Origin of the sequence: Catellatospora vulcania (assembly GCF_009720385.1) — a bacterium.
GTDB lineage: Bacteria > Actinomycetota > Actinomycetes > Mycobacteriales > Micromonosporaceae > Catellatospora > Catellatospora vulcania.
The window spans coordinates 269,759-286,756 of the sequence record NZ_WARX01000020.1; the positions used below are offsets into that span (position 1 = coordinate 269,759).

A 16,998-nucleotide genomic window follows, 5' to 3' on the forward strand; every position below is an offset into this window, starting at 1 on the left:
TGGCCTACGGCATCGGCCGTTGACACACTCCGGCGTTAGGCTCTGCCAATGACCGGGACGCTGCCGCTGTTCCCGCTGGGCACGGTGCTCTTCCCGGGCCTGGTGCTGCCGCTGCACATCTTCGAGGAGCGCTGGCGCACGCTGATGCGCAACCTGATGGAGCTGCCCGACGGCACTGCGCGCGAGTTCGGCGTGGTCGCCATCGAGCGCGGCCTGGAGGTCATGCCCCCGCCGCACGACGGCGTCGCCACCTCCGAGGTGGTGGTGCACGAGGTCGGCTGCGTGGCGCAGCTGCGTCAGATCACCGAGCTGCCCGACGGCAAGTTCGACATCGTCACCGTCGGCGCGCGCCGGTTCCGCATCACCGGTTTCGTGCCCAGCCCGCACCCGTATCCGGTGGTCGGCGTGGAGTGGCTGCCCGAGCCGGCCCCCGACGAGCTGGCCGACCGGCTCGCGCCCCGGGTGCTGGCCGCGTTCCGGGAGTACCTGGGCGTGCTGCGCGGCGGTCCCGACGACCAGCTGCCCGACGACCCGACCGTGCTGTCCAACCTGGTCGCGGCCAGCGCGTCACTGACCGTCGGCGATCGCCAGCAGCTGCTGTCCGCCCCGGACCCGGCCACCAGGCTGCGGCACGAGCTGACCATGCTGGCCCGGGAGACCGCGCTGCTGCGCGAGGTCCGGGCGGTGCCGGCGCAGCTGTCTCAGCTCGGCCCGGCGCCCGCGATGAACTGATCGTCGTCGCGGTCGGCCCACTCCTGCTCGTCCTCGTGGCGGCGCAGCGAGGGGAAACGCGACCAGGCCGCGGCCAGCGCGTAGGTCACCACCGCGGCGAGCGCCGGGATGAGCAGGGCGCCCCCGACCGCGTACGGGAAGAAGGTCAGCTTCTTCACCGCGCGCAGGTCCACCGGACGCTCGATCAGCGTGTCCACCGGCGCGTTCGCCAGCTTGTCCTGGTAGGCGGCCAGCCCGATGTCGTGCCCCAGCCACCATGCCGCCCAGCCCGCGATCAGGGTGCCCACCAGCAGACCGGCCAGCTGGATCGGCCCCCGGCGCGCGGGTAGCAGCACCCAGGCGGCGATCGCGCACAGCAGCCCGAACCCGAGGCCCAGCAGCACGAACCAGCCCTCGGCGGCGGCCAGCTCCTCCGGCTCGGGCGAGGTGTAGACCGCGCCCTCCTCGACGATGCGCAGCGGCAGGGTCGGCGCGAGCGCGTGCCACAGCAGGCCCAGCCCCAGCCCCAGCACGGCGATCACGGCCGCCAGCGCCAGCGCCCAGAGCACGTCCGCGCCGAGGCCGCCGCGCTGCGACGACGCGGGCCGGCCCGGCTCGATCGGGCCCGGGTACTGCGATGTGTCGTCGGAAAGCATGTTCGAACCGTAGTCCCCTCAGCGCGGCCGGGTCCGCGTCCGGGCACGGATGGGCGGGATCCCTCCCTTCGTGCCCTGCTGCGATAAGTTGTCCAGACCGATCGCCGAACGCGGGAGCCGCAATGATTTCACAGGAACGGCTGCAGGAGATCGCGCGGCACTGGGCCGTCGCCGAGACCCTGCGCCGCGGCTACGAGTGCGAGCCCCGGCTGACCGAGTTCCCGGGCGGCTGGGTGGTCTGGTCGCCGCGCCCGGCCGGCGGCCCGGTGCCCGAGCCCGGCGACGGCGAGACCGTGATCATCGATCGGGAGACCGGTGCGCTGACCGTCGTGCCCGGCCTGCCGCCGCAGGTCGCGATGAGCCGGTACACCGGCCCCGCCGCGACGGCCCAGGCTGCGTACCCCGCCGTTGCGCTGCCCACGCCCCCGCCCGGCGCGGTCGGCACGATGCCCCCGCCGCTGCCGCCCACGTTCGCCACCCCGGTCGATCCGCTCTCGCTGACCCCGGGCCCGCCCCCGCCCAACGCGGCCATGACGTCCTCCCCGTTCGGGCCGCCCCGGCTGTCCGCCGACGAGCAGGACCGGCGCGCCGCCGCACTGGCGGCACGGCTGGCCCGGCTCAGCCCCGGCGCGCCCGCTCCCGCACTGCCGCAGGTGGTGGCCACGCTCGAAGTGGTCGGCCGGACGTTCCAGGCGCTCGGGCACACCGCCGACGCCGAACCCGTGCACCACCCGGCCGTCCTGCAGGCGCTCGCCGCCATCCCGCCCGGCAGCCGCACCCGCGGCGCGCACCGCCACCCCGACCTGATCGTGGTGTCCAAGGCCCTGTTCGAACTCGGCGGGGCGGCGCACACCGACCCCGCCTGGGCCGCCCGCCAGCTCGTCGGCGCGACGCTGCGGCTGCACCTGCTGCGCGAAGGCACCGACCCGGACCGCCCCGCGCCCGCCGCCTCCTGCCACACCTGCGGCACCGTGCTGGTGAGCCTGGGCATGCCCGGTGAGCTGCCGCGCGACCTGGTCCGCCCGGAGCCGCCGCAGCGCGGCGCGGTCGGCCGGGCCGCCCTGCGGGCGATCACGGCCGAGGCGGTGGCCGCCACGATCGCCGTGCCCGGGGCCCGCCACCGGCTGCCCACGCTGCCGTTCCTGGTGGACCTGCTGGAGCCGTACGCGCCGTTCCACCCCGTGCTGCAGAGCCAGAGCGGCGCGGCCCAGCGCGTGGAGTCGTTCACCCTCGACGTGTGGACCCGGGAGCAGACCGCCGACACACTGGGCGACCTCGCCGAGCGCCTGGGTGCGCGGCTGTTCCCCATCGGCGGCGAGGCCGGCGGCCTGCACTCCATCCTCGCCGTCGACCAGCACCACCGCGTATTCGCCATCGACCACGCCGGCGCCTGGTACCTCGGCCCCACCCTCGACGACGCCGTCCAAACCCTGCTCATCGGCCGCTCCACCCCGCGCCTGCGCACCAACGGCACCTGGTAGGCCCCCCCGCCCCGCGTTGATCATGAACTTATGGCACGGCTCGACGGCGTGTCATCGCCACAACTTCATGATCAGCGCCGCAGGGGGCGGGGGCGGGCGAGGGCCGGGTCAGGCCGGGGGTTCGAGGGTGCCGTCGTCGCGGACGCGGGGCATCGGGTGGCCCTGGAGGAGGACGACGAAGGCGGTGTCCAGGTCGGGGCCGGCGTACCACTCGCCGGCCTGGTCCAGGACCCACACCTGGCCGTTCGCGTCCACCGCGATGATCGCGTCGCCGGCCTGCTCAGCCCCGATCGGGGCCAGCTGGGTGCCGATCACCCGCCCGAAGTCGGCCAGCGACGCCGCCGTCGCGCCGACCAGGTCAGCCCCCAGCTCGAACGGGCGCACCCAGTGCGCGACCCCCGGCCCGCGCCGCACCGAGACCAGGTACGGGAACTTCTCGATCGCGGCGCGCAGCGGCTCCAGCGGCGGATGCCCGTACTCCCCCAGCGCCCGCACCGACAGCTCGGCCCACTCGGTCGCGGACACGATGCGCCCGTCGAGCTTGAGCGGCACGTCCCAGCCGCCCGCGGCCAGCGTCGCCGCCACGTCCGGGGACAGGTTCGCCAGCGGCCCCGGGATGCCCGTCGGCGGCGCGACCGGCTCGACCGGCCCGACTGCGGCGGACGCGGGCGCGAGCCCGAAGTGGATCCAGGCGGCCAGGCAGGTGTCGCACGGCCCGGCCGGAGTCCCGGCGAGCGGGTCCCCCGGGTCGCGGATCAGGGTCAGCCGCAGCTCCTGCACCTGCTGCGCGGCGGACCGCACCTGCGCGATGTTCAAGCCCGGCTCGCCCCGGGACACCGCCGCGTGCTCCAGCTCGTGCAGCCAGTCGGACAGCACGATCAGCTCGGCGTGCCGGCGGGTGCCGCGTACCAGCGAACCCGGGGACTGCACCGCCAGCCACTTGACCACCAGCGGGTGGTGGTTGAGCACCTGGTCGCCCTTGGCGCCGGTCGTCTCGCGCGGCAGGCCGTCGCCGGGCACCATGCGCACCGCGACCCCGGGAGCCGAGCCGCCACCCAGCCGCCGCAGCGCCGCCAGCGGGTCGGCGGTCACCGGGGCGGCCTGCTCCTGCTCGGCCCGGTGCTGCCGGTGCAGGCGGCGCACGTGCTCCAGCGGGACCGACGGGTAGGTGCTGACCCGTGCGTCCTGCCGGTCGATGACCACCCGCGCGCCCGCCCCGGGCTCGGGCGGGCCGTCGCTGTCGGGCAGCGTCCAGACGATGAAGCACTCGGGGAACTCGGCGACGTAGGGCCGGTGCGAGCCGCCCGCCCCTCGGGCCAGCTGCTCTGCCACTCGCTGCGCGTCCTGCGCCGTGACGGTCATCGGAGTCCCTTCCCCTGCACGATCCGGGCCGCGCCGGGCGCGGGCCGGGTTTCACCCTGCCATGGGCAGGGGCGATCCCGGTAACATGTCCAATGTAGACCCACGATCATCGTGAATTCCCGGCCCGCCTCGGTCGCCATGCTCCAGTGCGGCAACGCGCGTCTCACGGACGACCCGATCAGCCGCCCGGCAGCTGACCCGCCGCACGTACCCGGCGCGCGACCTCGGCACGGTGCTCCTCCCATGCCCTGTCCAGCGCATCCAGCGCCGCCGGGCCCAGCTCCTCCGCCGGGGCGCGCCGCGCGTGGCTCGCCAACCTCCGCGCCGGTACTCCGTCGCCGACACCGATCCGGATGCTGCCCGCCGAGCGACTGAAGGAGCCGCCGCGTTCGTACACCGCGAGCAGCGGATCGAACGGGTCGGGCAGGTTCGCCGGCCACGCCGGCAGGGCGCTGAAGTCGAGCATGTACCGGATGACGCGCCGGTCGAGCGGCCGCAGGCCGCGCCCCTCCAGCCCGTCCAGCACCGAACCCACGAACTCCTCGTCGAGCCGGGCACTCGGGTCGACGGCCGCCGCGATGTCGAAGAACGGCCACTGGTCCGCCCGGTCCAGCGCCCGCGCCCACAGGGCGGACCGGCGCAGGTACTCCTGCATGAGCGCGATCCGCGAACCATTGCGGGCGAGGTCCTCCTCCCAGGTCACCTCGCGGAGTCGCGCGACCAGCCGCTCGGTCCGGGCGCGTGCCTGGTCCACCTGTCCTCCGGGACGTCGCCGTAGGGGTATGCCGCGACCGGGCGGCGGCGCCGGGCCACGGCGGCCGGATCGCGCGGTGCTGCCGAGCCATCAGCTGTCGCGGTGCTGGACACCGGCCTGGTGAGCACGTGCCCGCTCTGCCCGCCGGGCCAGCCACGCCTCGTCGAGCTGGTCCAGCGCCGCCGGGCTCACGTCGTCCAGCGGCGGACGGCCGACATACTTCTCCCAGGTCCCCTCCGGTATGCCCACCGCGGATCCGATGAGCACCCGCCCCGCTTCCCGGTCGAAAGGCCCGCCGCGCTCGTACACCATCAGCAGCGGCTCGAACGGGTCGGGCAGCCCGTCGGGCCAGAACTCCAGCGTGCTGAAGTCCAGCAGGTACCGGACGATCGTGACGTCCATCGGCCGCGCGCCCGTCTCGCCCATGCGCCGGCGCACCGCCGCGGCTGTCTGCTCGTCGATCCGGGCAGCGGGGTCGACGAACGAGGCGATGTCGAAGAAGGGCCAGTACTCGGTGCGGCCGAGCGCCCGCGCCCACAGCGCCGACCGGCGCAGGTACTCCTGCATCAGCTTCATCCGCGATCCGTTGCGGTCGAGGCGCTCGTCCCAGACCACGGCGTCCAGCCGCGCGATCAGCTGCTCGGTGCTCGCTTCCACCTTCATCCCCGGCTCCTCAAGATCTCAAGCACGGCACTGACCACCGCTTCAAGATTCTCCACGCTCAGGGGGTCACCCGTCTCCGGGGCCAGCACCGACATGTCCAGCGGCACCAGTCCCATCCCGCGGTACTGGACGAACTGGTGCAGCGGGTTGTGCCGCGGCGCGAGGAAGTGCGCCGCGTAGACACCGTCCGCGGTGCCCTCGACCCACGCGCCCTCCTCGTCCTCATCGGGCTCCCAGCAGCGCGGATCCGCGGAGTTGTACGGCACACCCTCCTCGATCAGGCGGGACTCCACGTATTCGTGGGCCAGCAGCAGTGCGAAGCCCCGCACCTCGATGTCGTCCGGGAAGTTCCCGGCGTAGGCCCGCAGCCAGGGCCGGGAATTGTGGTGGTAGGCCGGGAACCAGACACCGCGCTCGACCTGGCCCGGCCCGACGGCGACGTCGTGCGTGTCGACGAAGAGGTTCCGCCAGGCCCGCTCGATGATCTCCGGCGGGTGCCCGGTGTATGACGCGACCCGGTCGACGACGTCGGCCCAGCCCCGGATCCTCGCGTAGTCGTCCTGCGCGCCCGGCTCGGACTCGCCGCCGTGCCGGATGCCCTCACCCGGCGGCTGACCCGCCGGCGCACCACCCGGATCGGGCAGCGCACCGGCCGGTTCCTGCGGGCCCGTCTGCTCCTCCGGAACCGGATCGACCAGCTTCTCCAGGACAGGCCCGGCCTGCTGCTCGGGGACGGCCTTCTTCTCCAGGCTGACGCCGCCCTGCTGATCCGGCGCGGCCTTCTTCTCCAGGCTCACGCCGCCCTGCTGATCCGGCGCGGCCTTCTTCTCCAGGCTCACGCCGCCCTGCTGATCCACCGCAGGAGCGGCCTGCTCATCCACGGCGGCCTGGTTCTCCAGCGTCGGGGCCGCCTGCTCGTCGGTGGCCGGGCCGGGTTGCGGGTCGGGGTCGGCCTGCTGATCGGTGACCGGATCCGGGGCGGGCTGCGGGTCCGGCGCGGGCTGCGGCGACGGCTGCTGCTGTTGCTGCTGCTGCTGGGCGAGCGCCGCCTGGCCCCACGACGTCTGGGCGAGGCTGCCGATCGGCTGCGGGTCGCCCTGGGCGTCCAGCAGGATCGCGTGCATGCCGACGACGTTGCCGGTGTTCGACGGGTCGCCGGTGTGCCCGTACATCGACACGTTCTCGCTGATCTGGCGGGTCTGCGGGTCCAGGAACAGGATCGTGCCGTTCTGGTTTACCGCCAGCCAGGCGTGCGACGACCCGGCCTGCCACTCGGTGACGATCAGCATCGCCGCGCCGTGCCCGGCCTGCTGGAGTTCGTGCGTGACCGCCGCGAAGCCCCAGTCGGACCATTGCTGCACCTGGGCGGCGGGGGCGGTCGCCATGTTCGGGAACACGGTCTGCCAGGCCCCGCCGACCGCCGCGGCGACGCGCGCCATGCCGCCGGTCTCACCGTTGGCGACCTGGTTGACGTCGGTGCCGGCATACGCGTCGAAGGTCCGCGGCGCGGACACCTGCGGCTGCCCCCGCCAGGTCCGCCACGCGGAGATCATGCAGTCCACGCAGTTGACGCCGCGAGCCGGATCCAGTTCCGGGCCGCCGTCGTTGGCCAGCCCGAACCAGTTGCCCACCCGCGGGTCGGGCAGCGCTTGCAGGCTGCCGTCGGGATCGCGCGGCATCGCCGCGGCCAGGTCGTCCTGGTGCTGCTGCAGCGGTGGGCGCAGCCCGCCGCGCTGGCCGTAGACGCGCCCGTCGGGTGCCGGGTCGGCGCCGTCGAGGGCGCCGTCGTCGGTGTTGGCCGCGGGCCAGTCCGCGTCCGGCACGGTGGTGGTCTGGTTCGCGGTCCAGGCCCCGTTGTACGCCGCTTTGGAGTACTTGCCGAACTCGGCGGCCGCCTGCTGGTGCTGGTCGGCCCACTGCTCGCACAGCTTGACCTGCTCGGCGTCGGGCTGCTGCTCGGTGTAGAACTGCGCCCAGGACCGGTACTTGTGCATCTCGGCGAGGTGCTTGGCCGCCTCCGCGGCCAGCGCGTCCGCCTCCTGCTGACGCCGCTGCAGCTCCAGCGACATACGCCGGGTCTGCAGACCGGCCCGGTACGGCCACTGCGGGTGGTTCGGGTCGGACGGGTCCATGCCGACCGGCTCGGGCGGCGTGCTGCCCGGCATCGGCGGGGTCTGCGGGTCGGCCGCGGTCGCCGGGTCGGCGTCACCGGCCAAGGCGGCATCGCCGGTTTGGTTCGCGTCGTCGGTTAGGGCTGCGTCTCCTGGGCGCGGCGACGGTGCGACTCCGCGAAGATCTCCTCGATCTCCGCCTCGCTCGGCAGCGGGCCGGTCCCCTGCGAGATCGCCAGCGAGATCCGTTCGGCTGCCGCCCGGTCCACCGGACGACGCCGGTCGTCCCAGCTCAGGCTGTTCATGATCTCCGACACCGCGTCCGGGCGATACCGCCAGCCCCCCGCTCGGTGGTCGTACATCAGCGCCTCCCGGGTCCCCGGGCCCTTGACGATCAGACCCGTCGGTTCCTGGTCCGGGTGGTACTCGATGTCCCTCACGTAGAGAGCGAAGTAGTGCAGCATCCTCTTCCCTCAGGTTGGGGGCCACCTTGGGGGTGACCGCGAAGTCGTCCGGGTCGAGGTCGAACTCGGCGATCAGGTCGGCGAGGGTGCGGCCCTCCTGCGCCAGCTGCGTACGCAGCTCGTCCAGCACTTCCGGCTGCTCGGCGAGGAACTTGGCCAGGCCGTTGTCCTTGGCCGAGTCGCCGCCCATGCCCGCCGGGATCGCGTCCATGATACCGGCGCGGCGGTTGGCCTCGATCATCGACAGCAGGGCGCGCAGGCGCTGCTCGGCCGGCAGGCTGTCGTCGCGCAGCACCTCGTAGTCGTGGTGGGTCTGCTGCCACAGCTCGAACGACTGCTGGGTCGGGAACTGCACCTCGAAGTACGTGCCGTCCTCGGCCCGGAACGTGGCGTTGGTGCCGTAGAAGCGGTTGCCCGGACGCCAGAAGTCCTTCGGCGGCCCGTCCAGCACGTAACCGCGCTCGGCCATCTCGGCGACCAGCGCATCGAGCGCCGGGCGGTAGGCGTCGCCGTCCGGCATGACGACCGAGAAGCGCACCGCGTCGTTGATGGTGGCGGCGAAGTGCTCGGGCCCGTGCGCCTGGCCTTCCAGCAGGTACTTGCGCTGCAACGACGACCGGCTCTTGTACCGGGTGTCGTCGGTGTCCGCCAGCAGGTGCAGGTCCGCGCCCGAGTGCTCGGGCGAGCCGTTGACGGCCGCCATCGAGTCCTGGATGTCGGCCATGATCTCGGCCGAGCGCTGCCGCGAGGTCTCGTAGACCTCGTCGAGCATGGCGAACTCTTCGGGCGACAGGTCCTGCGGCGTCGGCTCCGGCTCGAAGAACCGGCCCATCGGCTCCGGCGGTGGGCCTGCCGGATCGGACGGTCCCGCGTTGTCTAGTCCAGCGTCCCCGCTGCGCGGCGGCGGTGGGACTCCCGGAACACTTCGAGGATCTCCTCCTCGCTCGGCATCGGGTCGGTCCCCTTCGTGATCGCCATCGCGATCTGCTCGGCCTCGGCCCGCTTCACCGGCCTGCGCCGGAAGTCGTAGTCCTCCCGGCCCAGGATGTACCCCGCCGTCTCCGGGTCGTACCGCCAGCTCTGGGCCCGATGGTCCCAGATCATGTGCTCCCGGTAGCCCTGTCCCGAGATGATCAGGCCCACTGGCTCCTGGTCCGGGAAGTCCTCGATGTCCTTGCGGTAGATGGCCTTGTAGTACAACATCGATTTCCTCCAAGCTGGCGGCGACCTCAGGGGTGATCGGGAAGTCGTCCGGCGTGAGGTCGTACTCGGCGATGATCTCGCCGACGGTACGGCCCTCCTCCGCAAGCTGCTCGGTGAACGCGCCCCAGACCTGGTCGTTGTTGACGATCCATTTGGCCAGACTCGCGTCCTTGGCCCGGTCTCCCGAGACGCCCGGCGGAATGGCGTCGAGCATACCGGCCTGGCGATTGACCTCCAGCATGTGCAGGAACGCCCGGACCCGGGCCTCCGGGGTGGCCCTGTCGTCCCGGAGCACCTCGTAGTCGCGGTGGGTGGCGTGCCATACCTGGTAGGACCGCTCGGTCGGGAACTGCACCTCGAACAGAGTGCCGTCGGGCGCCCGGAACGTGGTGTTCATGCCGTAGAAGCGGTTGCCCGCACGCCAGAAGTTGTTGATTTTTCCTTCGAGCTCGTAGCCGGCCGCCGTCAACTGCGCGACGACCGCGTCCAGCGCCGGCTGGTATCCGGCGCCGTCGGGCAGCTGGATCGAGAAGCGTACCGAGTCGTTGACCGTCGACGCGAACTGCTCCGGGCCACCCTGCCGGCCTTCGAGCAGGTACTTGCGCTCCAGCGACTCCCGGCTCTTGGCCCTGTGCTCGGGATCGCGCAGCGGCAGCGAGCCCTCGGGCAGCCCCAGTTCCGCCTCCACCGCAGCGGTCATCCGCTGCAGGTCGCCCAGGACGCGCTCGGATGCCTCCAGCGCCCGCTCGTAGACGTCGTCGAGCATGCCGTCCTCGTAGCCGTCCGGCCGGTCGGACGGCGGCGGCCCGAAGAAGCGGCCCATCGGGTCCGGCGGCGGTCCCGCCGGCGGCTGCGCCGGGGGCGCGGGGTCGCCCGGATCGGTGTCGCCGTCACGCTGCGCGGGCACCGCGGGCGGGCCGGCCTGGTCAGCCGGCGTCCCGGCGGGGCGCTGCGCCGCGTCGGACAAGTCCACCGACGCGTCCGTGGCGAGATCGGGCGATGCCGCCGTGTCCGCGGACGGGGTCAGTCCTCGTCCTGCGGCGGGGCTCCCTTCCACTGGAAGATCCAGAGGATCGTCTCCTCGTCGGGGAGCGCTTCGGTTCCCTTCGTGATCTCCAGCATCAGGGCTTCCGCCTCGGTCCGACTGATCTGGTCGAACTTCTCCACGTTCTCCGGCTTGTCCGTGAACTCGTCGATCGACCACGGGTCGTAGACCCAGGCCTTCTGGTCGTAGTCCCACAGCATCGCGTCCGGGTACGTCCCCGTCACGAAGATCCCCCGGGGCAGGCCGTCCCCCTTGCGCCTGACGTAGCTCTGGTAGTAGCGAATCATCGATGTCCTCCAGCCGGGCGGCCAGTTCCGGGTTGACGGGTGTGTCCTGGCTGTCGAGGCCGAACTCGGCGAGGATCGACGCGAAGCCGTCGTGCGAGACGCCCTGCTGATCCAACCACGCTCGGTAGGCCTGCCAGATCTCGGGCTTGTTGGAGATCCAGGTGGTGAGGCTGGTGTCGATCACCGGCGGCACCCGCTCAGCGTCCTCGTCCGAGGGGTCGGGGTCCGGGAAGCGCTCCCGCACGAAATCGTCGATACCGGGCGGAACGGCCTCGTTGAGGCCGAGCTCACGGTTGACCGCGAGCATGCTCAGCAGCGCATGCACCCGGCGCGGTTCCAGCTCGTTCTTCTGACGGAAGACCGCGTAGGCGTCATGCGTCTGTTCCCACGCGCGGAACGACTCGGCCGTGGGGAACTGGATCTCCATCAAGCCGCCGTCGGGGGCTTTGAAGGTGGCGTTCAGACCTTGGTAGCGGTTGCCGGGCCGGAAGAAGTTCTTGAGATCGGTCAGCTCGTAACCGGCGTCCTCCAACGCGGCGATCGCCTGACGCAAACTGCCCATGTACTCCGGGCCGCCGGGCAACTGCAGGCTGAACCGAGCCGCATCGTTGACCTCGCCGGCGAACTGGTCGACACCTTGCCGCCGGCCCTCGGTCCAGAACTTGCGCTCCAGCGAGCTCTGCGATTTGACCATCTGCCCGGTGCCGCGAAGCCGCACCTGCGGCTCGGGCTCCGGCGTGAAGTCCGGGTCGTTCGGATCGCCTTCGATCTCCTCGTCCAGCACCCTGTCGGTGGTGACGTTCCGCGCCGCGTTGAGGTCTATGGCGATACGGCGCAGCACCGGTAGCGCCGTCTCCGCTCGGCTCACCGCAGCCGCGCGCAGGTCGTTCAGCACCTCCTGCTGGTGCGGGTTGAGCTCGACCAGGGGACGGTCCGGGCCGGGCGGCTTGCCGATCGTCGCCGGGGTGACGTCCGAGCCGTAAAGGCGGCCCGGCAGCAGGCTGCGCTGCTCGGCGGCACGGAACAGAGCCGCCTCACCGAAGGTCGTGGGCACCGTGCCTGCCTGGTGAACCACTGGGCCGCGGTCGCCGCCGACCACCAGGCGGCCGTCGACCATCCGGATGTCCGTCGCGAGCGGTCTGCGGTACTTGTCGCGATCCGGGTCCTCGGCCTCGGGCATGCTGCTGAGCGGCTCGTCCGGCCGGTGCACACACACCGGGACCGAGGTGAGCCCCGCCACCCGGGCGGCGCGCATCCGGCGGTTGTCCATGCTGGACATCGAGCCGTCGCCCCACGCGATGACGTGCGCCGGGCCGCCGCGCCAGCCGGTCTCGGCCATCTGCGCGGCGAACTCGTCCATGCTCAGGTCGCCGCTGTTCGGGCTGACCGAACGCTGGGTGAACCGCAGGTCCTGCGGGTTGGTCAGCGCCGTCTGCGGCAGCAGCGCCTCCAGCCGTGCCCGTTCGGCGTCGTCGAGCACCGACGGGTCCGGATAGCCGAGGTCGGCCATGGTCGCCTCGCCCACCCCGAGGTCGGCCATCTCCTCGTCGGTGAGCGGGCGCTGCATGTCCGCGTCGAGCTGCGTCGCGTGCACCCCGGCCGGGGCGGCGGCCGGGTCCGGCTGGCCCTGGTACTGCGACCAGGCCCCGGTCGGCGCGCCGTCCATCACGGACTGCTCCCCGTCCGGCCCGATCACCATGGCGTCCATCTGGATGATGCCGTCGGTGTAGGGCGGGGTGGTCGTCGGCGTGCCGGGCGGCTGCTGCGGGTCGGCGTACATGATGACGCCGCCGTCGTTGAAGACCGGCCAGGTGTGCGCGGTGCCGTCGGACGAGTGGTGGATGATCACGGCCATCGCGCCCGGTCCGGCCTGGCGCAGCTGGTCGGCCAGGCGGGCGTACGACGCGTCGACCGTCTGCCGGGCCGCCTGGCGGTCCAGGCCCCGGGTGTCCGGGCACAGCTGCTGCAACCGGCCGCCGAAGAAGTCCTCGATGCGATGCGGCCCGCGCGGCTCCGGGCCGGACGGATGGTCCGGGTTCCCGCTGGCAAACCCGTCGAGGGTACGCGGCGCGGCGCAGCGCGGCCGTCCGTGCAGCCACGTGTCGGCGACCGACAGCAGCACGTCGACGCAGTTCACCGCGCGGGTCGGGTCGGCCTGCGGGCCGCCGTCGTTGGCGAAGCGCAGCCATCCCGAGCGCAGCGGCGGGAACTGCAGCGGGCGGCCGTCCGCGTCGCGCGGGACCGCGTTCTCCAGGTCGAGCTGGTGCTGGGTGAGCACCGGGCGGTAGCCGCCGCGCTGGTCGTAGCGGCGGGTCGCGTCGACCGACGGCGGCTGATCGGTGCCGGTCAGCGCCGAGGTGTCGTCGGTGGTGACGCCGCCGCGGGTGAAGTCCGCGCCGTCGTGGCGGTTCAGCGCGTCCCAGGCCGCCGCGGCGAGCGCACCGGGCCTGCCCATCGAGGCGAGGATCTCGCGCCGCTGCGCGCGCAACCCGCCGTGGTACGCGTCGCTCCAGCGCCGCGCCTCGGCCCGGCTGCGCTCGCCGTCGCGCCGCCCGTCGGCGGCCGGGGGCCTGGTGTCGGTGTCCGGGCCGGGGCCGCGGGTGTCCGTGCCGGGCACGACGGCGACCACGGGCGTCGCAGGGTCGGTCTGCGTGGCCGGGGCCGGCTGCGGGCGGGCCGGGTCGCCCGGCGTCTGCTGGGCCGGGGCCGGCTGCTGGTTGGTCGACGGGCTCTGCGGCGCGGTCGTCTGCCCCTGGTGCTGCGCGTTGGCCGGGTTCTGCGACGCCGGTTGCTGCGTGGCCGTGGAGCCCTGCGTGCTGGTGGACGGGGTCGTGCCCTGCGGACCGGTGGTGGTGCCGCTCTGGTTCGCCGGGTTGGTCTGCGCCCCGGTGCTCGCCTGTGCCGTGGGCCCGGTCTGCGTGGACGGCGTCTGCGCGTTGGTGTTCGCCTGCGTGGACGGCGTGCTGGTCGTGGAGGCGTTGGCCTGCGCGGACGGCGTGGTCGTGGAAGCGTTCGTCGTGGTGGCGTTCGTCGTGGTGGCGTTCGTCGTGGTGGCGTTCGTCGTGGTGGCGTTCGTCGTGGTGGCGTTCGTCGTGGTGGCGTTCGTCGTGGTGGCGTTCGTCGTGGTGGCGCTCGTCGTGGTGGCGCTCGTCGTGGTGGCGCTCGTCGTGGGGGACGGCGTCGTCACGGAGGCGTTGGTCTGCGTCGACGGGGTGGTCGTCGAGGCATTGGCCTGGACGGACGGGCCGGTCTGGGTCGGCGTGCCGGTCTGCGCGGTCAGGCCGGCCTGTGTCGACGGGCCGGTCACGGTGACACCCGCGGTGGGCCGCGCGCTGCTCGCCGGGTTCGCGCTGGTCGAAGCGGACGTGTTCGACCCCGATGCGTTCGACCCGGGGGCCGTGCCGGAACCCGACGTGGACGTGGACCCGGACGGGCCGCCCGAGCCGGTGCCGCTACCGCCAGCGGCGGAGCCCGTGCTCGGCGAGGTTCCGCCGGCCGAGGTCGAGCCGCCGCCGGAGGCCGAGCCGGACAGACCCCCGGACCCTGACGACACCGAGGTGGACGCCGACGCGCCCGCCGAGGGCGCGACGGACGGCGCTGCCGGGGCGGCTGACGTGCCTGCCAGCCCGGACGCGGGGGCGGCGGCCGCAGGTGCGGCGGCGGCCGGGGAGGCCATGCTCTGCGGAGCTGCCGCCGCCGGGGCGATCACGGTGTTGGCCTGCGCGGAGACGTTCGCGACCGGTGGCGGGGCGGCAGGAGCCGCCGGGGCCGCGGTCGTTTCGGGCGGGGCCACCCCGGCCAGGCCGCCCGAGCCGCCCGAGCCGGTGCCGGAGCCGCCGTGCGAACCGCCGGAGCCCCCACCCGAGCCGCCGCCCGAGCCGCCGGACCCCGTGGTCCCGCCGTGCGGGCCGCCGGAGCCTCCCGAACCGCTGCCTCCCGCGGCTGCCGTGGCCGCCGCGGCGGTGGTGATGTTCGTGCTCGGATCTCCGTCGAGCCCGGTCCCGGCGAGGTTGCTGACGATGTTGTTCGTCATGTTGTTGAGTTCGCCGGTCAGGTGGCTGGTCACGCTGGAACGCGCGCCCGAGGTCGCCGCCATGCCCAGGTTGCCGACGTCGGGCATCTGCCCCGTGGCCAGCGAGCCGCCGACGTCGCCGAGCACCTCGCCGCGTACGCCGTGGGAGACCTTGCTGACGAAGCCGCCGTTGTGGCCGCCCGCGAGTGTGCTGGCCGCGCCGCCGGCGAAGCCCGCCCAGCCGGCCATCGCGAGATCGCCGAGGTCGAGCCCGTCGCGGCGGCCGGTCGCGGTCTGATACGACTGGATGGCGCCCTGGGTGAGCAGCTCCTCCTTCATCTCGTCCAGGCCCTCTTTGCCGGCCTTGATCGCCCACTTGCCGAGCTTCTTGCCGAAGTCCTTGCCGAGGTCCTTGAGCTTGTCCTTGAGGGCGCGCTTGATGCCGCGCTCGATCAGCGACTTGAGCAGCCGCTTGAGGATCTCCTTGATGGCGAACCGGGTCGCCATGCAGGCCGGGCCGGCCGCGGCGGTGGACGCGCCGAAGGTGAAGAACGCGGCGACGGCCAGCGCGATCAGCTCGATCAGCAGCAGACCCAGCTCGATGTAGTACTCCAGCTTGGCGCCCTGGATGTCGCAGCCGCCGCCTTCGAGCATCTCGCCGAGCGCACCCGCGACGTACGCGGCGGCCTGCAGCGCGGACTTCTCCTCGCCGCTGCCGATCTGCCCCCAGGCCTCCTTGATCGCGGCGGCGACCTTGCCTTCAGCGCCGCCGAACGCGGCGACCGCGTCCAGGGCGGCCCGCTCCGACTCGGTCAGCGGGTCGGCGAGGTCACCGGCGACGGCGTACCAGTCGTCGGCGATGTCCCAGGTGGCCTGCTCGTCGCCTTCGGGCCAGTCCATGCCGATGACCCAGTCGAGGCATTCCTTCATCCACCCCGGTGCGTCGAAGTAGGACAGCGGATGCGGTATCGGCGACGGCAACCACGACATCCGCACCCTCCCCAGAGTTCGGCCTTCCCGCGCGGCCCCGGTCCGTGCCCGGGGCACGGGACATCCGGTGGCGCGCAGGCGCTCTGGGTAAGTTACTCGATCCGGACAAGAGCGCGCCAACCCGGTTGCGGCATGCCATGCGCAACCCGGCTAGAGTCGACAGCCTCCGGCCGCACGAGGGAAGGAGCCGCCGTGGCACAACGCTCCGATCGCGACGCCAACTGGGCGCTGCGGGAACGCTTCGCACAGGTGCACGACCAGTACACGCGGCTGCGCAACGGCATGGGCGACCTGCAGACCAAGCTCAAGGCCTACCGGGCGACGGAGAAGTCGCGCGACGGCCTGATCAAGGTGTCGGTCGACGCCCGTGGCCGGCTGGTCAAGCTGGAGCTGGAGCCCGCCGCGCTGCGCAACTACAGCGCCGCCGGGCTCGCCGAGGAGATCACCAAGACGGTCGCGCGGGCGGCCGACGCCGCGGGGGCGGGCGTGTCGGGTCTGATGGCCGAGGTGATGCCGCAGGACTCGGGAGCGGTGACGTTCCTGCGTACCAACGACATGAACGACCTGCTCAAGCGGCACGACGACATCATGGACTACCGCCCGGAGCCGCGCGACGAGCCCGGAGCCGGCCGATGAGCGACGGGATCCCGATCCGCCCGATGAGCTGGCCCGCGGGCGACGGCACACACCTCGACCTGGACCTGGCCCGCGACGCGGGCAGCCGGATGACGGCGGCCGGCAAGGACGTGACGGCGCTGCGCAACGGCACCGGGGCGAGCATCGAGTCGGCCGGGCAGGCCAAGCCCTGGGGGATGGACGACGTCGGCAAGGCACTGGACAAGGGCTACTCGGAGATCGCGCCTAACATCCTCGCCCTGTGGCGGCAGGTGGGCACGGCCCTGGAGTCCATGGGCGGCAACATCACCCAGGCCGCCACCGTCACGACCGACACCGACGTGGCCGCCGCCAAGCGCACCGACGCCGCCGGCAACCACAAACCCGACATCCCGGTCTGACCACGGCCAACCGCTCGCGCCGCTGCACCGCTCGCGGCCGCGATGGTCGCCAGCGCCACGATGATCGCTGTTTCCGGTCAAAAACTCGGGTCAGACCTCACCTTCTGACCCGAAACAGCGATCATGGCCGGAGCGCCCCACGCCGAGCGCACCGCACCGCCCGCGCCCCGCGCCGCACCCCGCGCCCCGCGCCGCACCCCGCTCGGCGCGCCGCACCCCGCTCGGCGCGCCGCACCCCGCTCG

At 73.0% G+C, this 16,998-nt stretch carries 9 protein-coding genes; 4 read left to right on the plus strand and 5 right to left on the minus strand.

The annotated features are described in order from the left end of the window. Nucleotides 1–48: 48 nt before the first annotated feature. Nucleotides 49–732: an LON peptidase substrate-binding domain-containing protein gene (locus F6W97_RS34450; RefSeq protein WP_155374726.1), complete on the plus strand. Its 684-nt coding sequence runs from the start codon at nucleotides 49–51 to the stop codon at nucleotides 730–732. Here the strand turns inward: F6W97_RS34450 and F6W97_RS34455 are convergent. Then, nucleotides 702–1,367 (minus strand): DUF2567 domain-containing protein, encoded by a 666-nt coding sequence (locus tag F6W97_RS34455; RefSeq protein WP_155374727.1) that lies wholly within the window; start codon nucleotides 1,365–1,367, stop codon nucleotides 702–704. The genes F6W97_RS34450 and F6W97_RS34455 overlap by 31 nt on opposite strands. A gap of 122 nt (nucleotides 1,368–1,489) precedes the next feature. Here F6W97_RS34455 and F6W97_RS34460 point away from each other — a divergent pair, with 122 nt between their 5' ends. Continuing rightward, complete coding sequence (locus F6W97_RS34460) at nucleotides 1,490–2,848, plus strand: SUKH-3 domain-containing protein (protein WP_155374728.1); 1,359 nt, start codon at nucleotides 1,490–1,492, stop codon at nucleotides 2,846–2,848. A 108-nt stretch (nucleotides 2,849–2,956) separates the two neighbouring features. Here the strand turns inward: F6W97_RS34460 and F6W97_RS34465 are convergent, their stop codons facing one another. The 4 genes from F6W97_RS34465 to F6W97_RS34480 all read right to left on the minus strand — a co-directional run bounded on the left by F6W97_RS34465 (nucleotide 2,957) and on the right by F6W97_RS34480 (nucleotide 15,739). Beyond that, nucleotides 2,957–4,210 carry an SUKH-3 domain-containing protein gene (locus F6W97_RS34465; RefSeq protein ID WP_155374729.1) on the minus strand — a complete coding sequence of 418 codons (1,254 nt, stop codon included), beginning with the start codon at nucleotides 4,208–4,210 and terminating at the stop codon, nucleotides 2,957–2,959. Nucleotides 4,211–4,388: 178 nt separating this feature from the next. Further along, nucleotides 4,389–4,964, minus strand: coding sequence for a hypothetical protein (locus tag F6W97_RS34470; protein WP_155374730.1), 576 nt, complete (start codon nucleotides 4,962–4,964; stop codon nucleotides 4,389–4,391). 90 nt (nucleotides 4,965–5,054) lie between these two features. Then, nucleotides 5,055–5,627 carry a hypothetical protein gene (locus tag F6W97_RS34475; protein ID WP_155374731.1) on the minus strand — a complete coding sequence of 191 codons (573 nt, stop codon included), beginning with the start codon at nucleotides 5,625–5,627 and terminating at the stop codon, nucleotides 5,055–5,057. Beyond that, nucleotides 5,624–15,739, minus strand: coding sequence for a toxin glutamine deamidase domain-containing protein (locus tag F6W97_RS34480; RefSeq protein ID WP_155374732.1), 10,116 nt, complete (start codon nucleotides 15,737–15,739; stop codon nucleotides 5,624–5,626). The genes F6W97_RS34475 and F6W97_RS34480 overlap by 4 nt, the downstream gene beginning before the upstream one ends. A gap of 192 nt (nucleotides 15,740–15,931) precedes the next feature. Here F6W97_RS34480 and F6W97_RS34485 point away from each other — a divergent pair, with 192 nt between their 5' ends. Together F6W97_RS34485 and F6W97_RS34490 are read left to right on the plus strand one after the other, a co-directional pair. After that, a complete protein-coding gene (locus F6W97_RS34485; RefSeq protein WP_196279445.1) occupies nucleotides 15,932–16,375 on the plus strand; it encodes a YbaB/EbfC family nucleoid-associated protein in 444 nt (147 codons plus the stop codon). Further along, nucleotides 16,372–16,755, plus strand: coding sequence for a hypothetical protein (locus F6W97_RS34490; RefSeq protein ID WP_155374734.1), 384 nt, complete (start codon nucleotides 16,372–16,374; stop codon nucleotides 16,753–16,755). The genes F6W97_RS34485 and F6W97_RS34490 overlap by 4 nt, the downstream gene beginning before the upstream one ends. Nucleotides 16,756–16,998: the final 243 nt, after the last annotated feature.

What these genes read in the sequence shown, in the direction of transcription:
- F6W97_RS34450 (WP_155374726.1), top strand. Translation starts at nt 49, where the DNA reads ATGACCGGGACGCTGCCGCTGTTCCCGCTGGGCACGGTGCTCTTCCCG.
- F6W97_RS34455 (WP_155374727.1), bottom strand. Translation starts at nt 1,367, where the DNA reads ATGCTTTCCGACGACACATCGCAGTACCCGGGCCCGATCGAGCCGGGC.
- F6W97_RS34460 (WP_155374728.1), top strand. Translation starts at nt 1,490, where the DNA reads ATGATTTCACAGGAACGGCTGCAGGAGATCGCGCGGCACTGGGCCGTC.
- F6W97_RS34465 (WP_155374729.1), bottom strand. Translation starts at nt 4,210, where the DNA reads ATGACCGTCACGGCGCAGGACGCGCAGCGAGTGGCAGAGCAGCTGGCC.
- F6W97_RS34475 (WP_155374731.1), bottom strand. Translation starts at nt 5,627, where the DNA reads ATGAAGGTGGAAGCGAGCACCGAGCAGCTGATCGCGCGGCTGGACGCC.
- F6W97_RS34480 (WP_155374732.1), bottom strand. Translation starts at nt 15,739, where the DNA reads ATGTCGTGGTTGCCGTCGCCGATACCGCATCCGCTGTCCTACTTCGAC.
- F6W97_RS34490 (WP_155374734.1), top strand. Translation starts at nt 16,372, where the DNA reads ATGAGCGACGGGATCCCGATCCGCCCGATGAGCTGGCCCGCGGGCGAC.